17 protein-coding genes, 1 pseudogene and 1 riboswitch are annotated in these 16,982 nt (G+C 63.9%); of the genes and pseudogenes, 7 read left to right on the top strand and 11 right to left on the bottom strand.

The window, feature by feature from the left end; translation table 11 throughout:
* The first annotated feature begins 2 nt into the window (after nt 1-2).
* The 6 genes from ACR64R_RS10690 to ACR64R_RS10665 all read left to right on the top strand — a co-directional run bounded on the left by ACR64R_RS10690 (nt 3) and on the right by ACR64R_RS10665 (nt 5,545).
* Nucleotides 3-275 carry a hypothetical protein gene (locus tag ACR64R_RS10690; RefSeq protein ID WP_487361592.1) on the top strand — a complete coding sequence of 91 codons (273 nt, stop codon included), beginning with the start codon at nt 3-5 and terminating at the stop codon, nt 273-275.
* A gap of 13 nt (nt 276-288) precedes the next feature.
* Nucleotides 289-1,503 carry a CpaE/TadZ family protein gene (locus tag ACR64R_RS10685; RefSeq protein ID WP_487361591.1) on the top strand — a complete coding sequence of 405 codons (1,215 nt, stop codon included), beginning with the start codon at nt 289-291 and terminating at the stop codon, nt 1,501-1,503.
* The gene (locus ACR64R_RS10680) at nt 1,500-2,921 is read left to right on the top strand and encodes a TadA family conjugal transfer-associated ATPase (RefSeq protein ID WP_487361590.1); all 1,422 of its coding nucleotides are present in this window, start codon (nt 1,500-1,502) and stop codon (nt 2,919-2,921) included. The genes ACR64R_RS10685 and ACR64R_RS10680 overlap by 4 nt, the downstream gene beginning before the upstream one ends.
* Nucleotides 2,922-2,925: 4 nt before the next feature.
* A complete protein-coding gene (locus tag ACR64R_RS10675) occupies nt 2,926-3,891 on the top strand; it encodes a type II secretion system F family protein (protein WP_487361589.1) in 966 nt (321 codons plus the stop codon).
* A gap of 1 nt (nt 3,892) precedes the next feature.
* Complete coding sequence (locus ACR64R_RS10670; RefSeq protein ID WP_487361588.1) at nt 3,893-4,858, top strand: type II secretion system F family protein; 966 nt, start codon at nt 3,893-3,895, stop codon at nt 4,856-4,858.
* Nucleotides 4,859-5,071: 213 nt separating this feature from the next.
* Complete coding sequence (locus ACR64R_RS10665; protein WP_487361587.1) at nt 5,072-5,545, top strand: tetratricopeptide repeat protein; 474 nt, start codon at nt 5,072-5,074, stop codon at nt 5,543-5,545.
* An 88-nt stretch (nt 5,546-5,633) separates the two neighbouring features.
* Here the strand turns inward: ACR64R_RS10665 and gcvP are convergent.
* The 3 genes and pseudogenes from gcvP to gcvT form a co-directional block, all read right to left on the bottom strand.
* Nucleotides 5,634-8,442, bottom strand: a pseudogene (gene gcvP, locus ACR64R_RS10660) (aminomethyl-transferring glycine dehydrogenase).
* Nucleotides 8,443-8,458: 16 nt separating this feature from the next.
* Complete coding sequence (gene gcvH, locus ACR64R_RS10655; RefSeq protein ID WP_487361586.1) at nt 8,459-8,827, bottom strand: glycine cleavage system protein GcvH; 369 nt, start codon at nt 8,825-8,827, stop codon at nt 8,459-8,461.
* 7 nt (nt 8,828-8,834) lie between these two features.
* Entirely contained in the window at nt 8,835-9,932 is a 1,098-nt protein-coding gene (gene gcvT / locus ACR64R_RS10650) for a glycine cleavage system aminomethyltransferase GcvT (RefSeq protein ID WP_487361585.1), read from the bottom strand.
* A 149-nt stretch (nt 9,933-10,081) separates the two neighbouring features.
* Nucleotides 10,082-10,168: riboswitch (glycine riboswitch) on the bottom strand.
* Nucleotides 10,169-10,381: 213 nt separating this feature from the next.
* On the opposite strand from gcvT, the gene ACR64R_RS10645 reads away from it, so the two are divergent.
* Nucleotides 10,382-11,386 carry a hypothetical protein gene (locus tag ACR64R_RS10645; protein WP_487361584.1) on the top strand — a complete coding sequence of 335 codons (1,005 nt, stop codon included), beginning with the start codon at nt 10,382-10,384 and terminating at the stop codon, nt 11,384-11,386.
* Here ACR64R_RS10645 and ACR64R_RS10640 read toward each other — a convergent pair.
* The 8 genes from ACR64R_RS10640 to ACR64R_RS10605 form a co-directional block, all read right to left on the bottom strand.
* A complete protein-coding gene (locus tag ACR64R_RS10640) occupies nt 11,347-11,820 on the bottom strand; it encodes a GNAT family N-acetyltransferase (protein WP_487361583.1) in 474 nt (157 codons plus the stop codon). The genes ACR64R_RS10645 and ACR64R_RS10640 overlap by 40 nt on opposite strands.
* A complete protein-coding gene (locus ACR64R_RS10635; RefSeq protein WP_487361582.1) occupies nt 11,820-12,611 on the bottom strand; it encodes a molybdopterin-binding protein in 792 nt (263 codons plus the stop codon). Before ACR64R_RS10635 ends, ACR64R_RS10640 begins: the two co-directional genes overlap by 1 nt.
* Before the next feature lies 1 nt (nt 12,612).
* Nucleotides 12,613-13,491 (bottom strand): cytochrome b/b6 domain-containing protein, encoded by an 879-nt coding sequence (locus ACR64R_RS10630; RefSeq protein WP_487361581.1) that lies wholly within the window; start codon nt 13,489-13,491, stop codon nt 12,613-12,615.
* A 102-nt stretch (nt 13,492-13,593) separates the two neighbouring features.
* Nucleotides 13,594-14,274 (bottom strand): DUF1345 domain-containing protein, encoded by a 681-nt coding sequence (locus tag ACR64R_RS10625; protein WP_487361580.1) that lies wholly within the window; start codon nt 14,272-14,274, stop codon nt 13,594-13,596.
* Between the two features lie 26 nt (nt 14,275-14,300).
* Entirely contained in the window at nt 14,301-14,801 is a 501-nt protein-coding gene (locus ACR64R_RS10620) for a YaiI/YqxD family protein (RefSeq protein WP_487361579.1), read from the bottom strand.
* On the bottom strand, nt 14,788-15,114 hold the full coding sequence (locus tag ACR64R_RS10615; protein WP_487361578.1) for a hypothetical protein: 327 nt from the start codon (nt 15,112-15,114) through the stop codon (nt 14,788-14,790). Before ACR64R_RS10615 ends, ACR64R_RS10620 begins: the two co-directional genes overlap by 14 nt.
* Nucleotides 15,115-15,173: 59 nt before the next feature.
* Entirely contained in the window at nt 15,174-15,743 is a 570-nt protein-coding gene (gene gfa / locus ACR64R_RS10610) for an S-(hydroxymethyl)glutathione synthase (protein WP_487361577.1), read from the bottom strand.
* Between the two features lie 66 nt (nt 15,744-15,809).
* Nucleotides 15,810-16,937, bottom strand: a complete 1,128-nt coding sequence (locus ACR64R_RS10605; RefSeq protein WP_487361576.1) for an S-(hydroxymethyl)glutathione dehydrogenase/class III alcohol dehydrogenase — start codon at nt 16,935-16,937, stop codon at nt 15,810-15,812.
* Nucleotides 16,938-16,982 lie beyond the last annotated feature (45 nt).

Genomic DNA, 16,982 nt, shown 5'->3' with positions numbered 1-16,982 from the left:
CCATGCGCATCTACACTTGCATCGCACTGCTCATGGCCGGGCTCGTTGGCGGCTGCACCAGCGACGATTATGTGCGCACCGAGGGCGTGACGCCGGGGGTCGGCAACGCGCAGGCAGCCAACACCGCCATGCAGATGGTCGATCCCTGGAAGTACGGCGTCCAGAACACCAGGCTCCTGGTGCCGGCCCAGCGTCCGAGCTCGGAGAGCACAGCCGTCGGCGCCAAAGCCGGTTCGGCACCGACGACGACATCATCATCAACGACATCGAATTGATGGGCCGACGACGATGGCATCTGGCACCAAGACCAAGAAGATCCTGCTTGTCTCCACCGACAGGGTGTTTGCGCAGGACACGCGGACGGCCTTCGCCGCCTCCGAGGTCATCGAGCTCCTGACGCTGGAAAAGAGCGTCAACGAATTGCGCGGCGAGGTCCTCGAGGCGGATTTCGGCACCGTCATCGTCGACATGGATGCTGCGAAACTCGAAGAGATCGAGTCGTTGCAGCGCGTCATGCGACGACTGGAAGGCAGCGTTCCAGTGGTCGTCGTCACCCAGGAATTCAACGCCGCGGCGGTGCGCATCCTGGTGCAGCTCAAGGTGGCCGATTTCCTGGTCAAGCCGATTACGACGGCCGATCTCGTGCGTTCGGTCATCCGCGCGCTGCAAGGTCCGGGGCGGGAAGAAAATACAGAATCGCACATCTATACCTTCATGCCGGCCGCCGGCGGCGTCGGCACCACCACGCTCGCCTTGCAAACGGCCTTCCAGTTGCATCATTCGGTGATGCGCGGCGCCTCGACATGCGTCGTCGACCTCAATTTCCAGCAGGGCGCCTGCGCCGAATATCTCGACCTCGAACCGCGCTTCGACATCACGGAAATCGAGAACCAGCCGGAACGCCTCGACCGGCAACTGCTCGATGTGATGCTGTCAAAGCATGAGAGCGGGCTGTGCGTGCTGGCGGCGCCGACGCGTCCCTCGGACATGCGATCGTTCAAGACCGACGTGGTGGTACGCATGCTGGACCTTGTGGCGGCTTATTTCGACAATGTCGTGATCGACATGCCGCGCACGTGGTTTCCCTGGACCGAGACGGTGCTCCTGGGGTCCAACAAGCTCTATATCGTCGCGGAGATGACGGTGCCTTGCCTGCGTCATACGCAGCGTCTAATCCAGGCCGTCTATGAGACCGCCGGCAAGGAAGTTAAGCCCAACGTCATCGTCAATCGCTTCGAGCAGAAGATGTTCGACAGCGGCATCAGGCAGGCCGACGTCCAGGACATACTCGGCGAGCATTTCGTCGGCGGCATCTCCAACAATTACCGGCTGGTGCGCGAGGCCGTCGACCGGGGCGTGCCGCTGCACGCCATCGACCCCAACGCCAATGTCGTCAACGACCTGAAGAAGATCATCCTGCCGGAGGAGGCCGTCCAGACCACGGTGAAGTCGAAATCGCTGTTCGGCCTCGGCAAGGGCCTGCTGAGGAGGAAGGCGGGATGACCAGTCGCTTTTCCAACCTGCAGAACCGCGATCTCCGTCCGCAGCGGGCGCACGAGCCTGCGCCCGTCACGCATAATGCGGTGATCATCCCGTCGACCCGCAAGCCGGCGCCGCCAAAGCCCGAAGCCGCGCCCGCAAAAAGCGCCAACAAGGTGCTCGATGCGCGCGTGCGTATCCATCGCATGCTGCTCGAAGAGATCAACCTCGTGGCGCTCGAACGGCTGCCCAAGGAAGAAATGCGACGGCAGGTGCATGAATTCGTCTCGGAGAAGACGCGTAATGAGCGGATGGCTATCAACAACGCCGAACTCGACGCGCTGGTCGACGACATCGTCGACGAGATGGTCGGCCTCGGCCCGCTGGAGCCGCTGCTCAAGGACCCCGAGATCAACGATATCCTGATCAACGGCCACCAGAACTGCTTCGTCGAAAAGCGGGGCAAGCTGCAGCAGGTTCACATCCCCTTCAAGGATGAAGCGCATCTGCTTCGAATCATCAACAAGATCGTCGCGGCCGTCGGACGCCGCGTCGATGAATCACAGCCGATGGTCGACGCCCGCATGCTCGATGGTTCGCGTTTCAACGCCGCCATCCGGCCGGTCGGCGTCGACGGGCCGCTGGTGTCGATCCGCAAGTTCTCCAAGAACAAGCTCGGCCTGCACAAGCTGGTCGAGTTCGGCGCCATCACCCAGAGCATGGCTGAGGTGCTGGCCGCAGCGGTGCATGCGCGCAAGACCACGATCATCTCGGGCGGCACCGGCACCGGCAAGACGACGATGCTCAACGCATTGTCGGCCTTCATTCCGGAAGACGAGCGCCTTATCACCATCGAGGACGCCGCCGAGCTGCAGTTGCAGCAACCGCATGTCGCGCGAATGGAGACGCGCCCGGCCAACATCGAGGGCCACGGCGAACTGAAGCAGCGCGACCTGGTGAAGAACGCGCTGCGCATGCGGCCCGACCGCGTCATCCTCGGCGAGTGCCGCGGCGAGGAGGCCTTCGACATGCTGCAGGCGATGAACACAGGCCATGAAGGCTCCATGGCCACCATCCATGCCAACACGCCGCGTGACGCTATCTCGCGGCTCGAGCAGATGCTCGGCATGACCGGCATGCCGATGACGGTGCAGTCGATACGCAGCCAGATCTCCAGCGCCATCGACATCATCGTGCAACTGACGCGCCTTTCCGACGGCAAGCGCAAGGTGACCAGCGTCGCCGAGGTGACCGGCATGGAAGGCGACGTCATCCAGATGCAGGAGATATTCCGCTTCGTTCGCACCGGCATGGAGGCGGACGGCAGAATCCTCGGTCACTTCGAGGCGACCGGCATCCGTCCGCGCTTCCTCGAGGACCTGCGCAATATGGGCATCGAATTCCCGGGCAAGTATTTCGAACCCGGCAGGCCGCAGGACTAGGCCGGTGCTGGAGGGATTGAGCCCGATCTACGTCATGTACGCCGCGGCGGCGCTCACCGGCATCATGATCGCCGAGGGCTGCTACCTGCTCTATGCGGGGCGCAGCGACAAGCGCACGGCGATAAACCGCCGCATGAAGCTCGCGGAGAACAAGATCAGCCAGGAGCAGGTGCTGATCCAACTGCGGAAGGAGCGGGGGATCGACGGCGGCGGCTCCATCTTTTCCCTCGACCGCTTCCGCGCCTTGCGCACGCAGTCCGGCATGACCACGCCGCTGCCGAAGTTCCTGATGATCACATCGGGGATCGCTCTCGCGCTGGCGCTCGTGGCGGTCTGGAAGGGCCTGCCCCTCCTGTTCGGCCTGATCCTCCTTCTCGTGCTGCTGCCGGTGCTGCCGGTGATCGCCCTGCGCTCCATGCGCAAGCGCCGGCACAAGCGGTTCGGGATGCAACTGCCCGAGGCGCTCGAATTGATAACGCGCGGCCTGAAGGCCGGCCACCCGGTGCCGGTGGCGATCGCCATGGTGTCGCGCGAGATGGCCGATCCGATCGGCACCGAATTCGGCGTCGTCGCCGACGAGGTGACCTATGGCTCCGACCTCGTCTCGGCGCTTAACAACCTGTTCGACCGTGTGGGCCATGAGGACCTGCCGCTGTTCGTCACGGCGGTGTCGATCCAGAGCAGCTCGGGCGGCAATTTACGCGAGATCCTAGATGGCCTGTCGGCGACGATCCGCGACCGCGGCAAGCTGCGCCGCAAGGTCCGCGCCATTTCGACGGAAGGGCGCATGTCGGCTTACATCCTGACCGCGGTGCCGGTGCTTCTGTTCACGGCCATCATGGTGCTGATGCCGCAGTTCTACCGGGATGTCTGGGACGTGCCGAAGACATGGTACATGCTGGGCGGCTCGATCGCCTGGCTGCTGCTCGGCAACGCAATCATGTTCAAGATGTCGAATTTCAGGTTCTGAGATGGAAGACATCATCCGCTTCCTGGCCTCTCTTGCGCCGACCTCGCCGATGCCGGTTGCCGTGCTGCTGCTGGTGATGGGCGGCGGCGCTGTCGCCTGGCCCCTGGTGCAGGCCAAGGGCGATCGCAGCGAGGTCAAGCGCCGGCTGAGGGTCGAGGAGATGAAGCCGGCCGAGCAGTCCGAAGCCGCGCCCAGGAAGAACCCCAGCGCCGTGCGCGAGAAGGCTGTGAAGCGGGCGCAGGAATTCTACGCCAGGAGCGATCCGGAGAATGTCGCGCGGCTGCGCATGAAGCTCATCCAGGCCGGCTATATGGAGCCGCGCGCCGTCGGCATGTTCTTCCTCATCCGTTTCGCTGCCCTGATCGGCGCGGCGGTCGGCGCCTTCCTGGTCAATCATTGGGCGGCAAGCGCCGAGTCGACGATGACCAGCCGCTGGACCTTCATCATCCTGTCCGGCGCCGGCGGCTATTTCCTGCCTGGCCTGGTGCTGACGCAGAAGGTGCGGGAGAAGATGCGCGAATACCGCAACGGCTTTCCCGACTTCATGGATTTGATGATCGTCTGTTCCGACGCCGGCATGAGCATGGAGGCCGGCATCGAGCGCGTCTCCAGGGAGCTTGCAAGGACCTATCCTTCGCTAAGCCAGAACCTGATCCTGGTTTCGCTCGAATTGCGGGCCGGCCGCAGCCTCGACGACGCGCTAAAGGCGCTAGCCGACCGCCTCAGCCTCGACGAGGTGCGTTCCTTCGCGACGCTCTTGCAGCAATCCAAGGAGCTGGGCACCAGCCTGTCGGGCTCGCTGCGTGTATTTTCCGATGAAATGCGGCACAAGCGCATGTCGTTGGCCGAGGAGAAGGCTCATGCCTTGCCGGCCAAGATGTCGGTTCCGGTGACGGTCTGCATCCTGCCGGTGGTGCTGATGATCGCCATCATTCCGATCATCGTGAAGCTGACCGCCCTCCACTAAGGTATGCTGATATTCGGATGAGGGCGACCTGCGAACAGTGGCTCGATCTGACCCAATATAAGCACACCTCGACGGACTAACCCTGATGGGCTGGTTAACGCATCCTTGGCGCGCAACCGAATTTTAGCTGCATTTCGGCACCGAAGCTTAATCGCTCTCCTGTATCGTCCTTTCCTGAAGAACGACCCGGCAAATCGGGCTATGGGGCAGGGCATGCGTCAGAGACTTCCCAGGGCTGCGGCGGCGTTGGCGGCCGTCTTGATGGTCGGCGGCTGCACGACGAACAGCAACGTCGACACGACCAAGACCACGGCGATCCAGCCGGTGGCCAAGGATGTCAGCGCCAATGACCTCGTCGAAGGCAAGGAGCAGTTCCGCGAGGCGAATTTCGGCCTTGCCGAGCAGCATTTCCGCAAGGCGGTCGAGCTCAAGTCCGACAATGCCGAAGCCTGGATGGGGCTTGCCGCGTCCTATGACGAGCTCGGTCGTTTCGACTTCGCCGACCGCGCCTATGCGCAGCTTCTGAAGGTCGCCGGTCGCAAGCCTCAGATCGTCAACAATATGGGCTATTCGCAGCTGCTGCGCGGCAACAGGAAGAAGGCGCGCGCGCTGCTGCTCGAAGCCAAGGCCGGCATGGCCGACCAGACGGTGGTCAACGCCAATCTGGCATTGCTCGACAAGGGCTGAACCGCGCAGGTTCACGCGGCGTGCCGGCCGCGGCAAGATCGCCGGCCCGATGCCGGGCCGGCCTTCAAAACCGGTCGAACGTCAGCGGCTATTCGGCCGCGCCGAGATATTCCGACAGCGGCGGGCAGGAGCAGACGAGGTTCCGGTCGCCGGCGACATTGTCGATGCGTGAGACCGGCGGCCAGTATTTCGCCGCCAGATCGGCGTCGCCCGCCGGATAGGCCGCCTCCAGCCGCGAATAGGGATGGGTCCATGCGCCGGCCAGCGCCTCCGCCGCGGTGTGCGGAGCGTTGACCAGCGGGTTGTCGCTGGACGGCCACTCGCCCTTGGCCACTTTCGCCGCTTCGCCGGCGATGGCGATCATCGCCTCGCAAAAGCGATCGAGCTCGCGCTTGGGCTCGGACTCTGTCGGCTCGATCATCAGCGTGCCGGCGACCGGGAACGACATGGTTGGCGCATGGAAGCCGTAGTCGATCAGGCGCTTGGCGATGTCGTCGACGCTGATGCCGGAGCTCTCCTTGAGCACGCGGGTGTCGAGAATGCACTCGTGCGCGATGCGATCGTGCCTGCCCTTGTAGAGGAGCGGGAAGTGCGGCGCGAGCCTGGTCGCGATGTAGTTTGCCGAGACGATTGCCGTCTCGGTCGCCTGCTTCAGGCCGGAAGCGCCCATCATCCGGATATACATCCAGGTGATCGGCAGGATCGAGGCGCTGCCGAACGGCGCCGCCGCCACGGCATGGGTCGTGCCTTCGGCGACGTGGCCAGGCAGGTAGGGCTTCAGATGCGCCTTGACGCCGATCGGGCCGACACCCGGGCCACCGCCGCCATGCGGAATGCAGAAGGTCTTGTGCAGGTTCATATGGCAGACGTCCGCGCCGATATCGCCTGGACGGGCGAGGCCGACAAGGGCGTTGAGGTTGGCGCCGTCGAAATAGACCTGGCCGCCATGCTCATGCACGATGGCGCAGAGGTCGCGCGCGCCTTCCTCATAGACGCCGTGCGTCGAGGGGTAGGTGAACATCAGCGCCGCTAGGTTCGTCGAATGCTCGGCGGCCTTGGCCTTGAGGTCCTCGACATCGATGTTGCCGTCCTCCGTGCAGCGCACGACGACGACGCTCATGCCGGCCATCGCGGCGCTCGCCGGATTGGTGCCATGCGCGGAAGACGGGATCAGGCAGATGGTGCGATGGCCCTCGCCGCGCGAGCGGTGATAGCCGCGAATGGCGAGCAGGCCGGCATATTCGCCTTGGCTGCCGGCATTGGGCTGCAAGGTCACGGCGTCGAAGCCGGTGATCTCCGACAACCAGGCTTCGAGAATCCGCGATCATGGCGCGGTAACCTGCCGAATGATTGGCCGGCGCGAAAGGATGCAGATTGGCGACGTCCGACCAGCTCACCGGCATCATTTCGGCGGCCGCATTGAGCTTCATGGTGCAGGAACCGAGCGGGATCATGGCGCGGTCGAGCGCGAGATCCTTGTCGGCCAGCCGGCGCAGGAAGCGCATCATGTCGGTCTCGGAGCGGTTCTCGTGAAAGACCGGCTGCGTCAGGAACTCCTTGCCGCGCGGTTTGCCGGGCATCGAGCCGCCTTCCGTGCCAGGCTTGGCGCCGAAGAGCCCGGCGATCGCCTCGAGATCTGCTTCCGTCGAGGTCTCGTCGAAGGCGATGCTGATCCTGTCCGCATCGATGACACGCAGCAGCCGGCCTGTCTTCTCCGCTGCTGCGGCGATCGCGGCGGCCTGGCCCTTCACCTCGGCCGTCACCGTGTCGAAGCGGCTCGCGCCGAGCACCGGAATGCCGGCGGCCTTGAGACCTGACGCGAGGCGATCGGCGAGCCCGTGGACATGGCCGGCGATTGCCTGCAGGCCGGCAGGACCATGCCAGATCGCGTAGGCCGTCGCCATATTGGCCAGCAGCGCCTGCGCGGTGCAGATGTTGGAGGTCGCCTTGTCGCGGCGGATGTGCTGTTCACGTGTCTGTAGCGCCAGCCGGTAGCCGGGACGGCCCTTGGTATCAGTCGACTGGCCGACGAGGCGGCCGGGCATCAGGCGGGTCAGTTTGTCGGAAACGGCGCAATAGGCGGCGTGCGGACCGCCGAATCCCATCGGCACGCCGAAGCGCTGCATCGGGCCGACGGCGATGTCGGCGCCGAGCTTGGCGGGCGCGTCCGTCAGGGTGAGCGCCAGCGGATCGGCGATGAACACGACCAGCGCGCCGGCGGCGCGCGCCTTCTCGATCGCCGCCTTGTGGTCGCCATAGACGCCGAAGGTATCCGGCCAGGAAACCAGCAGGGCGGCCGTATTGTCGTCGATCGTTTCGCCGTCGACCTCGATGCCGAGTGGCTCCGCGCGGGTGCGCACGACATCCAGTGTCTGCGGATGCGGGGTACCGGCAATCGCCACCTTGGTGCGCTTGTCGCGGTGGTGGCGCAGCGCGATGCCGACAGCCTCGGCGACGGCGGTCGCCTCATCTAGCAGCGAGGCCGACGCCACCGGCAGGCCGGTGAGCTCGGTGACCAGGGTCTGGAAGTTGAACAGCATTTCCAGCCGGCCCTGGCTGATCTCGGCCTGGTAAGGCGTGTAGGCCGTGTACCAGGCCGGATTCTCGAACAGGTTGCGTTGGATGACCGGCGGCACATGGACGCCGTGATAGCCGGCGCCGATGAAGCTCTTCAGCACCGTGTTCCTCGCCATGGTCGCCGACAATTCGGACAGCGCTTCGGCTTCGCTCACCGGCGCCGGCAAGGCCAGCGGCCCGTCCAGCCGGATCGATCTCGGCACGGCCTGGCTGATCAGCGTCTCGACGGACGGAACGCCTATCACGGCAAGCATGGCGCGGACGTCGTTGAGGCCGGGACCGATATGGCGGGCCGAGAAGGGGGTGGATGCTGCGGTCATTTTCGTCGTCCTGCTGTCAGCCGATGTGCGCTTTATAGGCGGCCTCGTCCAAGAGGCCGTCGAGCTGGCTTTCGTTGGAAAGCTTCATCTTCCAGAGCCATCCGTCGCCGGTTGCCGCCGAATTGACGAGTGCAGGATCGGCCGACAGCGAGGCATTGGCTTCCGTGATCTCGCCGTCGACCGGAGCATAGACGTCGGATGCCGCCTTGACTGATTCGACGACCACCGCGGTGTCGCCCTTGGCGAGCTTGCGGCCGACTTCCGGCAGTTCGACAAAGACGAGGTCGCCAAGCTGCTCCTGGGCGTAGTCGGTGATGCCGACGGTGGCGACGCCGCCTTCGACGCGCAGCCACTCGTGGTCTTCGGTGAAATAGGTCTTTGCCATCTGGAATTTATCCTTTGCGGTAGCGATGCGGGGTGAAGGGCAGGGACGTGACGTCGACCGGGATTTTCGTTCCGCGGACATCGGCGAAGAGTTGCGCGCCGGCCTTGGCCAGCGCGGTGTCAACGTAGCCCATGGCGACCGGATGGCCGGTCGAGGGGCCGAAACCGCCGGAGGTGACCTGGCCGGCCGGATTGCCGCCGGCATCGACGAGTGCCGCGCCCGCTCGCACCGGCTGGCGGCCGTCGGGCTTCAGGCCGACGCGCTTTTGCGACGGCCCGTGCTCCAGGATCGAGCGCAGCGCTTCGGCGCCGATGAAATGGCCGGCGCGGACTTCCTTGGGGATCGCCCACATTAGGCCGGCGCTTGCCGGATCGATTTGCGGTGTCAGGTCCTGGCCATGCAAGCAAAGACCCGCCTCGAGGCGCAGGCTGTCGCGGGCGGCAAGGCCGATCCATTGCACTCGCTCGTCCTTGAGCAGCGCGGCCACGAGATCGCGCGCGTCGGCTTCCGGCAGGCCGATCTCGAACCCGTCCTCGCCGGTGTAGCCGGAGCGGCTCATGAACCAGTTCTTGCGCGGCTCGATGCCATGCATGAAAAGCAACGAGCCGGTCTCGATGCCAGCCCGCGCCAGGGCCGCCCAGGCATCCGGCCCCTGGATCGCGACGAAAACCCGGTCGAGCGGTTCAACCTTGGCGTCGAAACCGCCGGCCAGGGCGCGCAGATGCCTCTCGTCCTCGACAGCGTTGCCGGCATTGGCAACGACCATGAAGCGGTCGTCAGCGAGGCGCGTGACGATCAAATCGTCGATGATGCCTGCCGCCTCGTTGAGGAAGAAGGTGTATTTGGACTGCGAGATATCCAGCGCGTCGGCGTCGATCGGGCAGGCGCGGTTCAGCAGTGCCACGGCGCCCGCACCGCTGACCGCAAAAAGCTTCATATGCGAGATGTCGAACAGGCCGGCATGCTCACGCGTATGCAGGTGCTCCTTCATCACGCCGGGTGGGTAGGTGAGCGGCATCGACCAGCCGGCGAAGGCGCCGAAACGCGCGCCCGCGGCCTGATGCAAATCCTCAAGGGGTAGATGTCTGGTGTCTTCGCCTGTCATGTCTTCTCCAGAGTCGCACGGCAATCGACCGCCAATGGCGGCCTAGTCGTGCCCCTCTGTCTGAAGCCTGAGAGACTCGCGCCCCGTAACCCTGTCGGCAGCGCTTACACCTTCGGCGCGGGAAGATTCCCGACTTTCCAGAGTTGTCTTTCCCGTCAACGGTTCTTTTGCCTGAGAGATTTCGGGCGATTTCCCCTTCGGCGACAGCTCGCGCTGCTCTCTCCCGCAAACAGGTAGGACTCAGTTGCCTGAGCCCTCGACGCGCCATCCATAGCCCGTCGGCGACACCTTGTCACCTCCCAGCGACATTTTCAGGCGCAAGGCGCTGTTGGACCAGATCGTCCGCACCGACAAGGCTTCGCTAACCACTTCATTTGCCGGTTTCTCAAGACAATGCTGATAAGCCTCAGGGATAACGCCGGCAGAAGGCGACGGGCAGGGACGGCAGTATGGGCGAATTGATCATGAGCGCTCCCGTGGCGGGGCTGACCTCGAAAAGCAAGATCACGGCCGAGGACGTGACCATGCTGCGGCGCGAGGTCTTCGCTGACGGCGTGGTAAGTCGCGGCGAGGCGGAGGCGTTGTTCGCGCTCGATCAGGCAGCGCGCGACAAGTGCGCGGAGTGGGCGCCGTTCTTCGTCGAGGCGGTGACGGATTACATCGTCCATCGGGAGAAGCCGGTCGGCTATATCTCGCAAGAGAAGGCAGAGTGGCTGGTTCGCGCAATCTCGCGCGATGGCATGGTCGACAGCCGAACCGAGCTCGAACTGCTGGTGCATGTGCTGGAGCAAGCGAAATCCTCGCCCGGCCAGCTTTCGGTCTATGCGCTGGAGCAGGTCGCGCATGCGGTGGTCGAGGGCAAGGGCCCGCTGATGCTCGGCGGCGAACTGGTTCCGGGCCTGATCGCCAAGGCCGAGGTCGATCTCCTGCGCCGCATTCTCCATGCCTTCGGCGGCGACGGCAACATCGCCGTAACAAGGGCCGAGGCGGAGGTCCTGTTCAGGATCAATGACCGGACCGCGGCGGCCGACAATGATCCGTCCTGGAACGACTTCTTCGTCAAGGCGATCGCCAACCACGTGATGTGCTCGGCCGGCTACGAGGCGCCGACGCGCGAGGTGGCGTTGCGGCAGGAAACGATCCTGGGCCATACCGAGCCGGAGATCGGCGTCTTTTTCAGCCGTATGGTGTCTGGCGGGCTCGCCGGCATCAGAGAAGCTTACCGCTCGCCCGGCGACGTTGAAGCCGAATGGGAAGCAAGGAACAGAGCCGCCGAAGCATTGGCCCGTCGTGCCGAAACGATCGATGGCGGGGAGGCCAAATGGCTGCTAGAGCGCGTCGGCGGAGGCCAGCGTCCGCTGCGCGATAATGAACGCGCGCTGCTTGCGCTGATCAAGCACGCGTCGCCGGAAATTCACCCGGCTCTGACGCATTTGCTCGACAAGGTTGCTTGATCGGACACGTCCGCTGCGATGGTTTTGCGCAGGACAATGCTGGAATGGCCTTCGGGCCACCCGGCGAATTCGGCCATGCGCTCGAAGCCGGCCCTCTCGTAAAGACCTGGCGCCTGGAAGTCGTGGGTCGAAACCCATATCCGCCGCGAGCCTCGCGCTGCGGCCTCCGCGACAAAGGCATCTAGCAGCTTCCTGCCGTGCCCAAAGCCCCGATAGGCCTTGTCGACCCACAACAGCTTGAGCTCGGCGATGCCAGCCCAGGAAAAACCGGAGGCGATCCCGATCGCGCGCCTCGCCTCGTCACGTAGAACATAGACGAGGTTGCGGTCGTCAGCGCGACCCGTCAGCCTCCGGTTGTCGCTGTCAAATTGCTCCTCGACGGCCTGAAGCTCGGCCGCCGGAAGATCATGCTCGGCCTGCAGGCGGGCCATCATCAAATGCCGCCATACCAGTCATAGCCATTGTCCTCCCAATAGCCGCCGCGGCCGCCGCCCACATTGGCAAAACTGTCGACCAGCTCTATTTTGTAGAGGTATTTCGGCATCTTGTAGCCAAGCTGGCGCTCGACTCGCACGCGCAGAGGCGCGCCGTTTTCCACGGGCAGCGGCTTGCCATTCAAGCCATAGGCAAGGATTGTCTGCGGATGGCGGGCGTCGATCAGGTCGATGGTGCCGTAATATTTGACGGCGCCGGACAGGCTTTGCTCGATCGTGTCCAGGCAGTGAAACATCACGTAACGCGCCTGCGGCTTGACCACCGCCTGGTCGAGCACCAGCGACAGCGGCGTACCTGTCCATTTGGCGATGCAACTCCAGCCTTCGACGCAGTCATGGCGGGTTATCTGGGTCCTGCTCGGCATGTTCTGGAGCTGCTCGCGGGTCAGCGACAGCGGCTTCTCGACAAGGCCGGCTACTTCCAGGCGCCAGTCGGCGAAATTATTGGCGAGCAGCCCCTTGTAGGTGTCGTCATCAGGCGCTGTAACGCCATTCGGTCGCTGTGGCTGGCGGATATCGGCCTCGGTGAATTCCGGCGCCAGCGCGTCGCGTCCGGCGAGAAGGCGCTGCGCGCGGTAGGTCAGGCCGTTGGCGTTCTCAAGGAAGCCGCGCAGTCCGCCCCCGATGCCGAGGCCGCTGTCGAAGGCGTCGCAGCCGGATAGCGCGATGCCGGACAGGCCGAGGCTGCTGGCGGTCAGGAATCCGCGGCGACTGATCTGGAACTTTGCCATGTCAGACGCTCCTCTCGGTTGGCTCATCATGCTGTGCGGGCGGGTCGGTGCGATACCAGCCAGTGATGATCGAGCGAAGTTCGTTGATCGGGCCGGCGGCAAGAATCATCAGCATGTGGACGACAAAGAAAAGGACGAGCAGCACCATGACGGTGAAATGGATGGTGCGCGCGGTTTGCCGGCCGCCGAGGATTTCATTGAGCCAGGGCAGCACCGAATTCATGCTCGGCGACATGGCTAGCCCTGTAGCGATCATCAGCGGCAGAGCCACGAACAGCACGCCGCCATAAGCCATCTTCTGCAGCGTGTTGTATTCGCGCGTGTGATGGAATCTCAGCTTCGCGTGATCGACGATGTCGCGCGGCAGCTTGCGCAGGTCGGACACACGAGGGGCGAGATCGCGGCGGATATGGCCGTTGATCAGTCCGGCGATCAACCAGATGAGCAGCGTCGTGGTAAGGATCCAGGCGAAGAAGAAATGCACGACGCGGGCCGTGCCCAGATCGTAATAGGAGGGAATGGTCGCCCAGGCCGGGAAGGCGCGGGGCGTTTCCTGCCCGGGCGGACCCGACCAGCCAAGCACGCCGGTGGTGTCGAAGCGGTGGCCAAGGATTGCGGTGAAACCGCGCGGACCGTTGGCGGTGTTCTCGGCGCCGATCTCGAGAATGGTGTTGTTGAACTCGAAGCCGGACTGCTTGCCAAGATAAAGCTGCGGCCGCGCGTTGAATATCTGCAGGCCGGACAGCATCATGAAGAAGAGCGAGAAGGCCCACAGCCAGTGGGTCAACCGCGTCCAGCGCGATTGCCGGTAAATGAGGGTCGGGTCCTTCGGCGAGGCATCCGCCTCGATGGCGGGTTGGCTTCTGGCAACGGATTCCATTGTTCCTGCCCTTTCAGCCGCAATCCCGTAGCGGCCTCAGCGTATCGTTCTCCTCCCAATACGTCGCCGACCCAAGCGATGTTTCACCCCATCACGGATTTATTACGGGCTGCCGAGGCTGACGGCGAGGTTGACGGCAGCGGCGACGATGACCGTGTTGAAGAAGAACGCCAGGATGGAATGGACGAGCACGACCCGGCGCATATGTGAGGTCGTGATACCTGTGTCGGCGGTCTGCGCGGTCATGCCGATCACCGTTGCGAAATAAAGGAAATCCCAGCCTTCCGGCCGTTTGCCACCGGGGAAATCAAGACCGCCTACCGGCATTTTCTTCTTGGTTTCAGCATCGATCGCATCCCCGTCCATCCAATAAACATGCGCATAGTGGAGCGCTGCCATCGTATGGATGGCGAACCAGCCGAGCGGAATCGACAGCAGCGCGAAACTCAGCACGACGGGACTGCTGCCCCTGTGATTGATCAACTGGAACAGCAACACGATGGCGACGCCGACGATGGCAAGCGTGACGCCAAAGATGCCCAGCAGCGGCAGATCGATCTCTCGCGCATTCTTGCTCAGGTAGCGCCCGGTCAGTTGCGGCATCTGGCGCAGAACGAGAATGATGTAAGCGGCGAAGAACGCGTTGGCGCCGATCGAGACGGAATAGGGGAACGGCGCGCGCAGGAGCAGCGCGATCGCCAGAACGGCAAAGCCGACACAGGCCGACACCGCGAATTGTACGTGCCGGTGAAACGGGTCGCTGATGGGCGTATCGGTGGTCATGGCCGGCCTGATGGCGACGGTTCTCGCTAGTCCGGTGTGACCGATTTCAGGGCGCGCCGCAAGATGCGGTCGAGCTCGCCGAGAAACTGCGAGCGGTCCTTCTGTGTGAAGGAGGCGTTGAAGCCGCGGCTTTCGCCGGTTTCGCGCAGGTGCTGCTTCAGATCGCGCATCGCTACCGCCATGCCGATGGTTTCGGGCGTGAAGGGCCGCCCCGTGGGGCCGAGCACATGCGCGCCGAGCGCCACCGTGCGCGCGGCAAGGGGGATGTCGGCCGTCACCACGATGTCATTCGGTCTGGCGTTGTCGACGATCCAGTCGTCGGCCGCGTCCGCGCCCTTGGAGACGACGACGTTGCGGACCATAGGATCGCGGGACGGGCGAAGGCCGCCATTGGAGACATAAGTCACGACTACGCCATGGCGCTCCGCGACCTTCTCGACCTCGGCTTTCACCGGGCAGGCGTCCGCGTCGACGTATATTTGCGGGCGAACGTGCTCTCGGCGAGCCAGGTCTTCAATCTCGTTCATAGGGCGTGAAATTCAGATTATAGCCGCGCGGCTCATCGCCGGGTGGTTCGGCAGGCTCAGTATCATAGACATAGATGTTGCGGGTGCAGGCGAAACCCAGATGCTTACCGATAACCTGGGCCATGTCGATCGCCTCATCGGAATCTGAAGCCCAGACACTCATTCCGAAGAAGGCCGGACCAACCTGGGTTTTCAAGTCCGCATTCGCCTCTGTCACATCACCATCCGCAAGAACGGTGAAGTGACGGAACTGGGTTTTCGCTCGTCCGTATCGGAGTTTCAGCTTCCAATTCTTGACGCCGCGAAGATCCATGGAGCGCTTTCCCAGGCAAGAAGGGCCGGTCTGTCGACCAGCCCTGCCTTGACTCGGAACTATCCCGGCAGCGCGCCGGATTTCTTCGCGGTCCAGGTGGCGATGTAGTCCATCAGGCCGGGGCTGAGGCAGTCATAAGGCTCGAGCCCGATCGACCGCAACTGCGCGCGGATCCCGTCCATACGGCTCGGATCGACGCCGGATTCGATGATCGATGAGACGAAGGCGGCGAAGCCGGGCGGCGACCAGCCGTCCTCCTCGAAGCGCTCGGGATGGATGAAGGACAGACCCTTGAAAGGATGGTCGCGCTCGACCGGGCCGTGCATGTGGACGCCGCAGCCCGTGCAGGCATGGCGCTGGATCAGCGCCGACGGGTCGACCACTTTCAACTTGTCGCCATTCTCGGTGACGGTGACATCGCCACTGCCGGCGACGGCCACGACCGAGAAGATCGCACCCTCGGGCTTCCAGCATTTGGTGCAGCCACAGGCGTGATCGTGGGCGATCTGGCCCTTGACCTTCACCTTCACCGGCTTGCTGGTGCACAGGCAGACCAGCGTGCCCCCGGCAAAGCTCGCGCTCTCCTTCGGCAGGCCGTTGTCTATCTTCGGATGCAGTTTCTCCGCCATTCCATTCCTCCCATGTTTGACCACTGAGGTCGCCGGCGTTGCGGCCGGCGACCCGGTGGCATTGCTTCAGTAAACCACGACACTCCGGATCGATTTGCCCTCATGCATGAGGTCGAAGCCCTTGTTGATCTCTTCGAGCTTCAGGGTGTGGGTGATCATCGGATCGATCTGGATCTTCTTTTCCATGTACCAGTCGACGATCCTCGGCACGTCGGTGCGGCCCCGCGCGCCGCCGAAGGCGGTGCCCATCCAGGTGCGACCGGTGACGAGTTGGAACGGCCGGGTGGAAATCTCCTGGCCGGCGCCGGCGACGCCGATGATGACCGACTTGCCCCAGCCGCGATGCGAGGCCTCCAGCGCCTGGCGCATCACCTTGGTGTTGCCGGTGCAGTCGAATGTATAGTCGGCGCCGCCGATCTGGTCGGCGCCGCGCTTGGTCATGTTGACTAGGTAAGGCACGATGTCGCCGTCGATCTCCTTCGGATTGACGAAGTGCGTCATGCCGAACTTCTCGCCCCAGGCCTTCTTGTCGTTGTTCAGATCGACACCGATGATCATGTCGGCGCCGGCAAGGCGCAGGCCCTGGATGACGTTCAAGCCGATGCCGCCGAGGCCGAAGACCACGGCCGTGGCGCCCTGCTCGACCTTGGCCGTATTGATCACCGCCCCGATGCCGGTCGTCACGCCGCAGCCTATGTAGCAGATCTTGTCGAAGGGCGCGTCCGGATTGACCTTCGCCACCGCGATCTCGGGCAGCACGGTAAAGTTGGAGAAGGTCGAGCAGCCCATGTAATGAAACAGCTTGTCCTTGCCGATCGAGAAGCGCGAGGTGCCGTCCGGCATCAGGCCTTGACCCTGGGTGGCGCGGATGGCGGTGCACAGGTTGGTCTTGCGTGACAGGCAGGACGGGCACTGCCGGCATTCCGGGGTATAGAGCGGAATGACATGGTCGCCCTTCTTGACCGACGTCACGCCCTTGCCGACATCGACGACCACGCCGGCACCCTCATGGCCGAGGATCGCCGGGAACAGACCTTCCGGATCGGCGCCCGAGAGCGTGAACTCGTCAGTGTGGCAGATGCCCGTCGCCTTGACCTCTACCAGAACCTCGCCATCGCGCGGCCCCTCGAGGTCCACCTCCATGATCTCCAGCGGCTTTCCTGCGGCGACGGCAACGGCGGCACGCGTTTTCATGAGGCACTTCCTCCCATGCGATCTGTAAGTTTTAGCTAACGGCAA

This window comes from Mesorhizobium sp. MC2-1-1, assembly GCF_057597255.1.
This window is presented reverse-complemented; position numbering and strand designations above follow the sequence as displayed.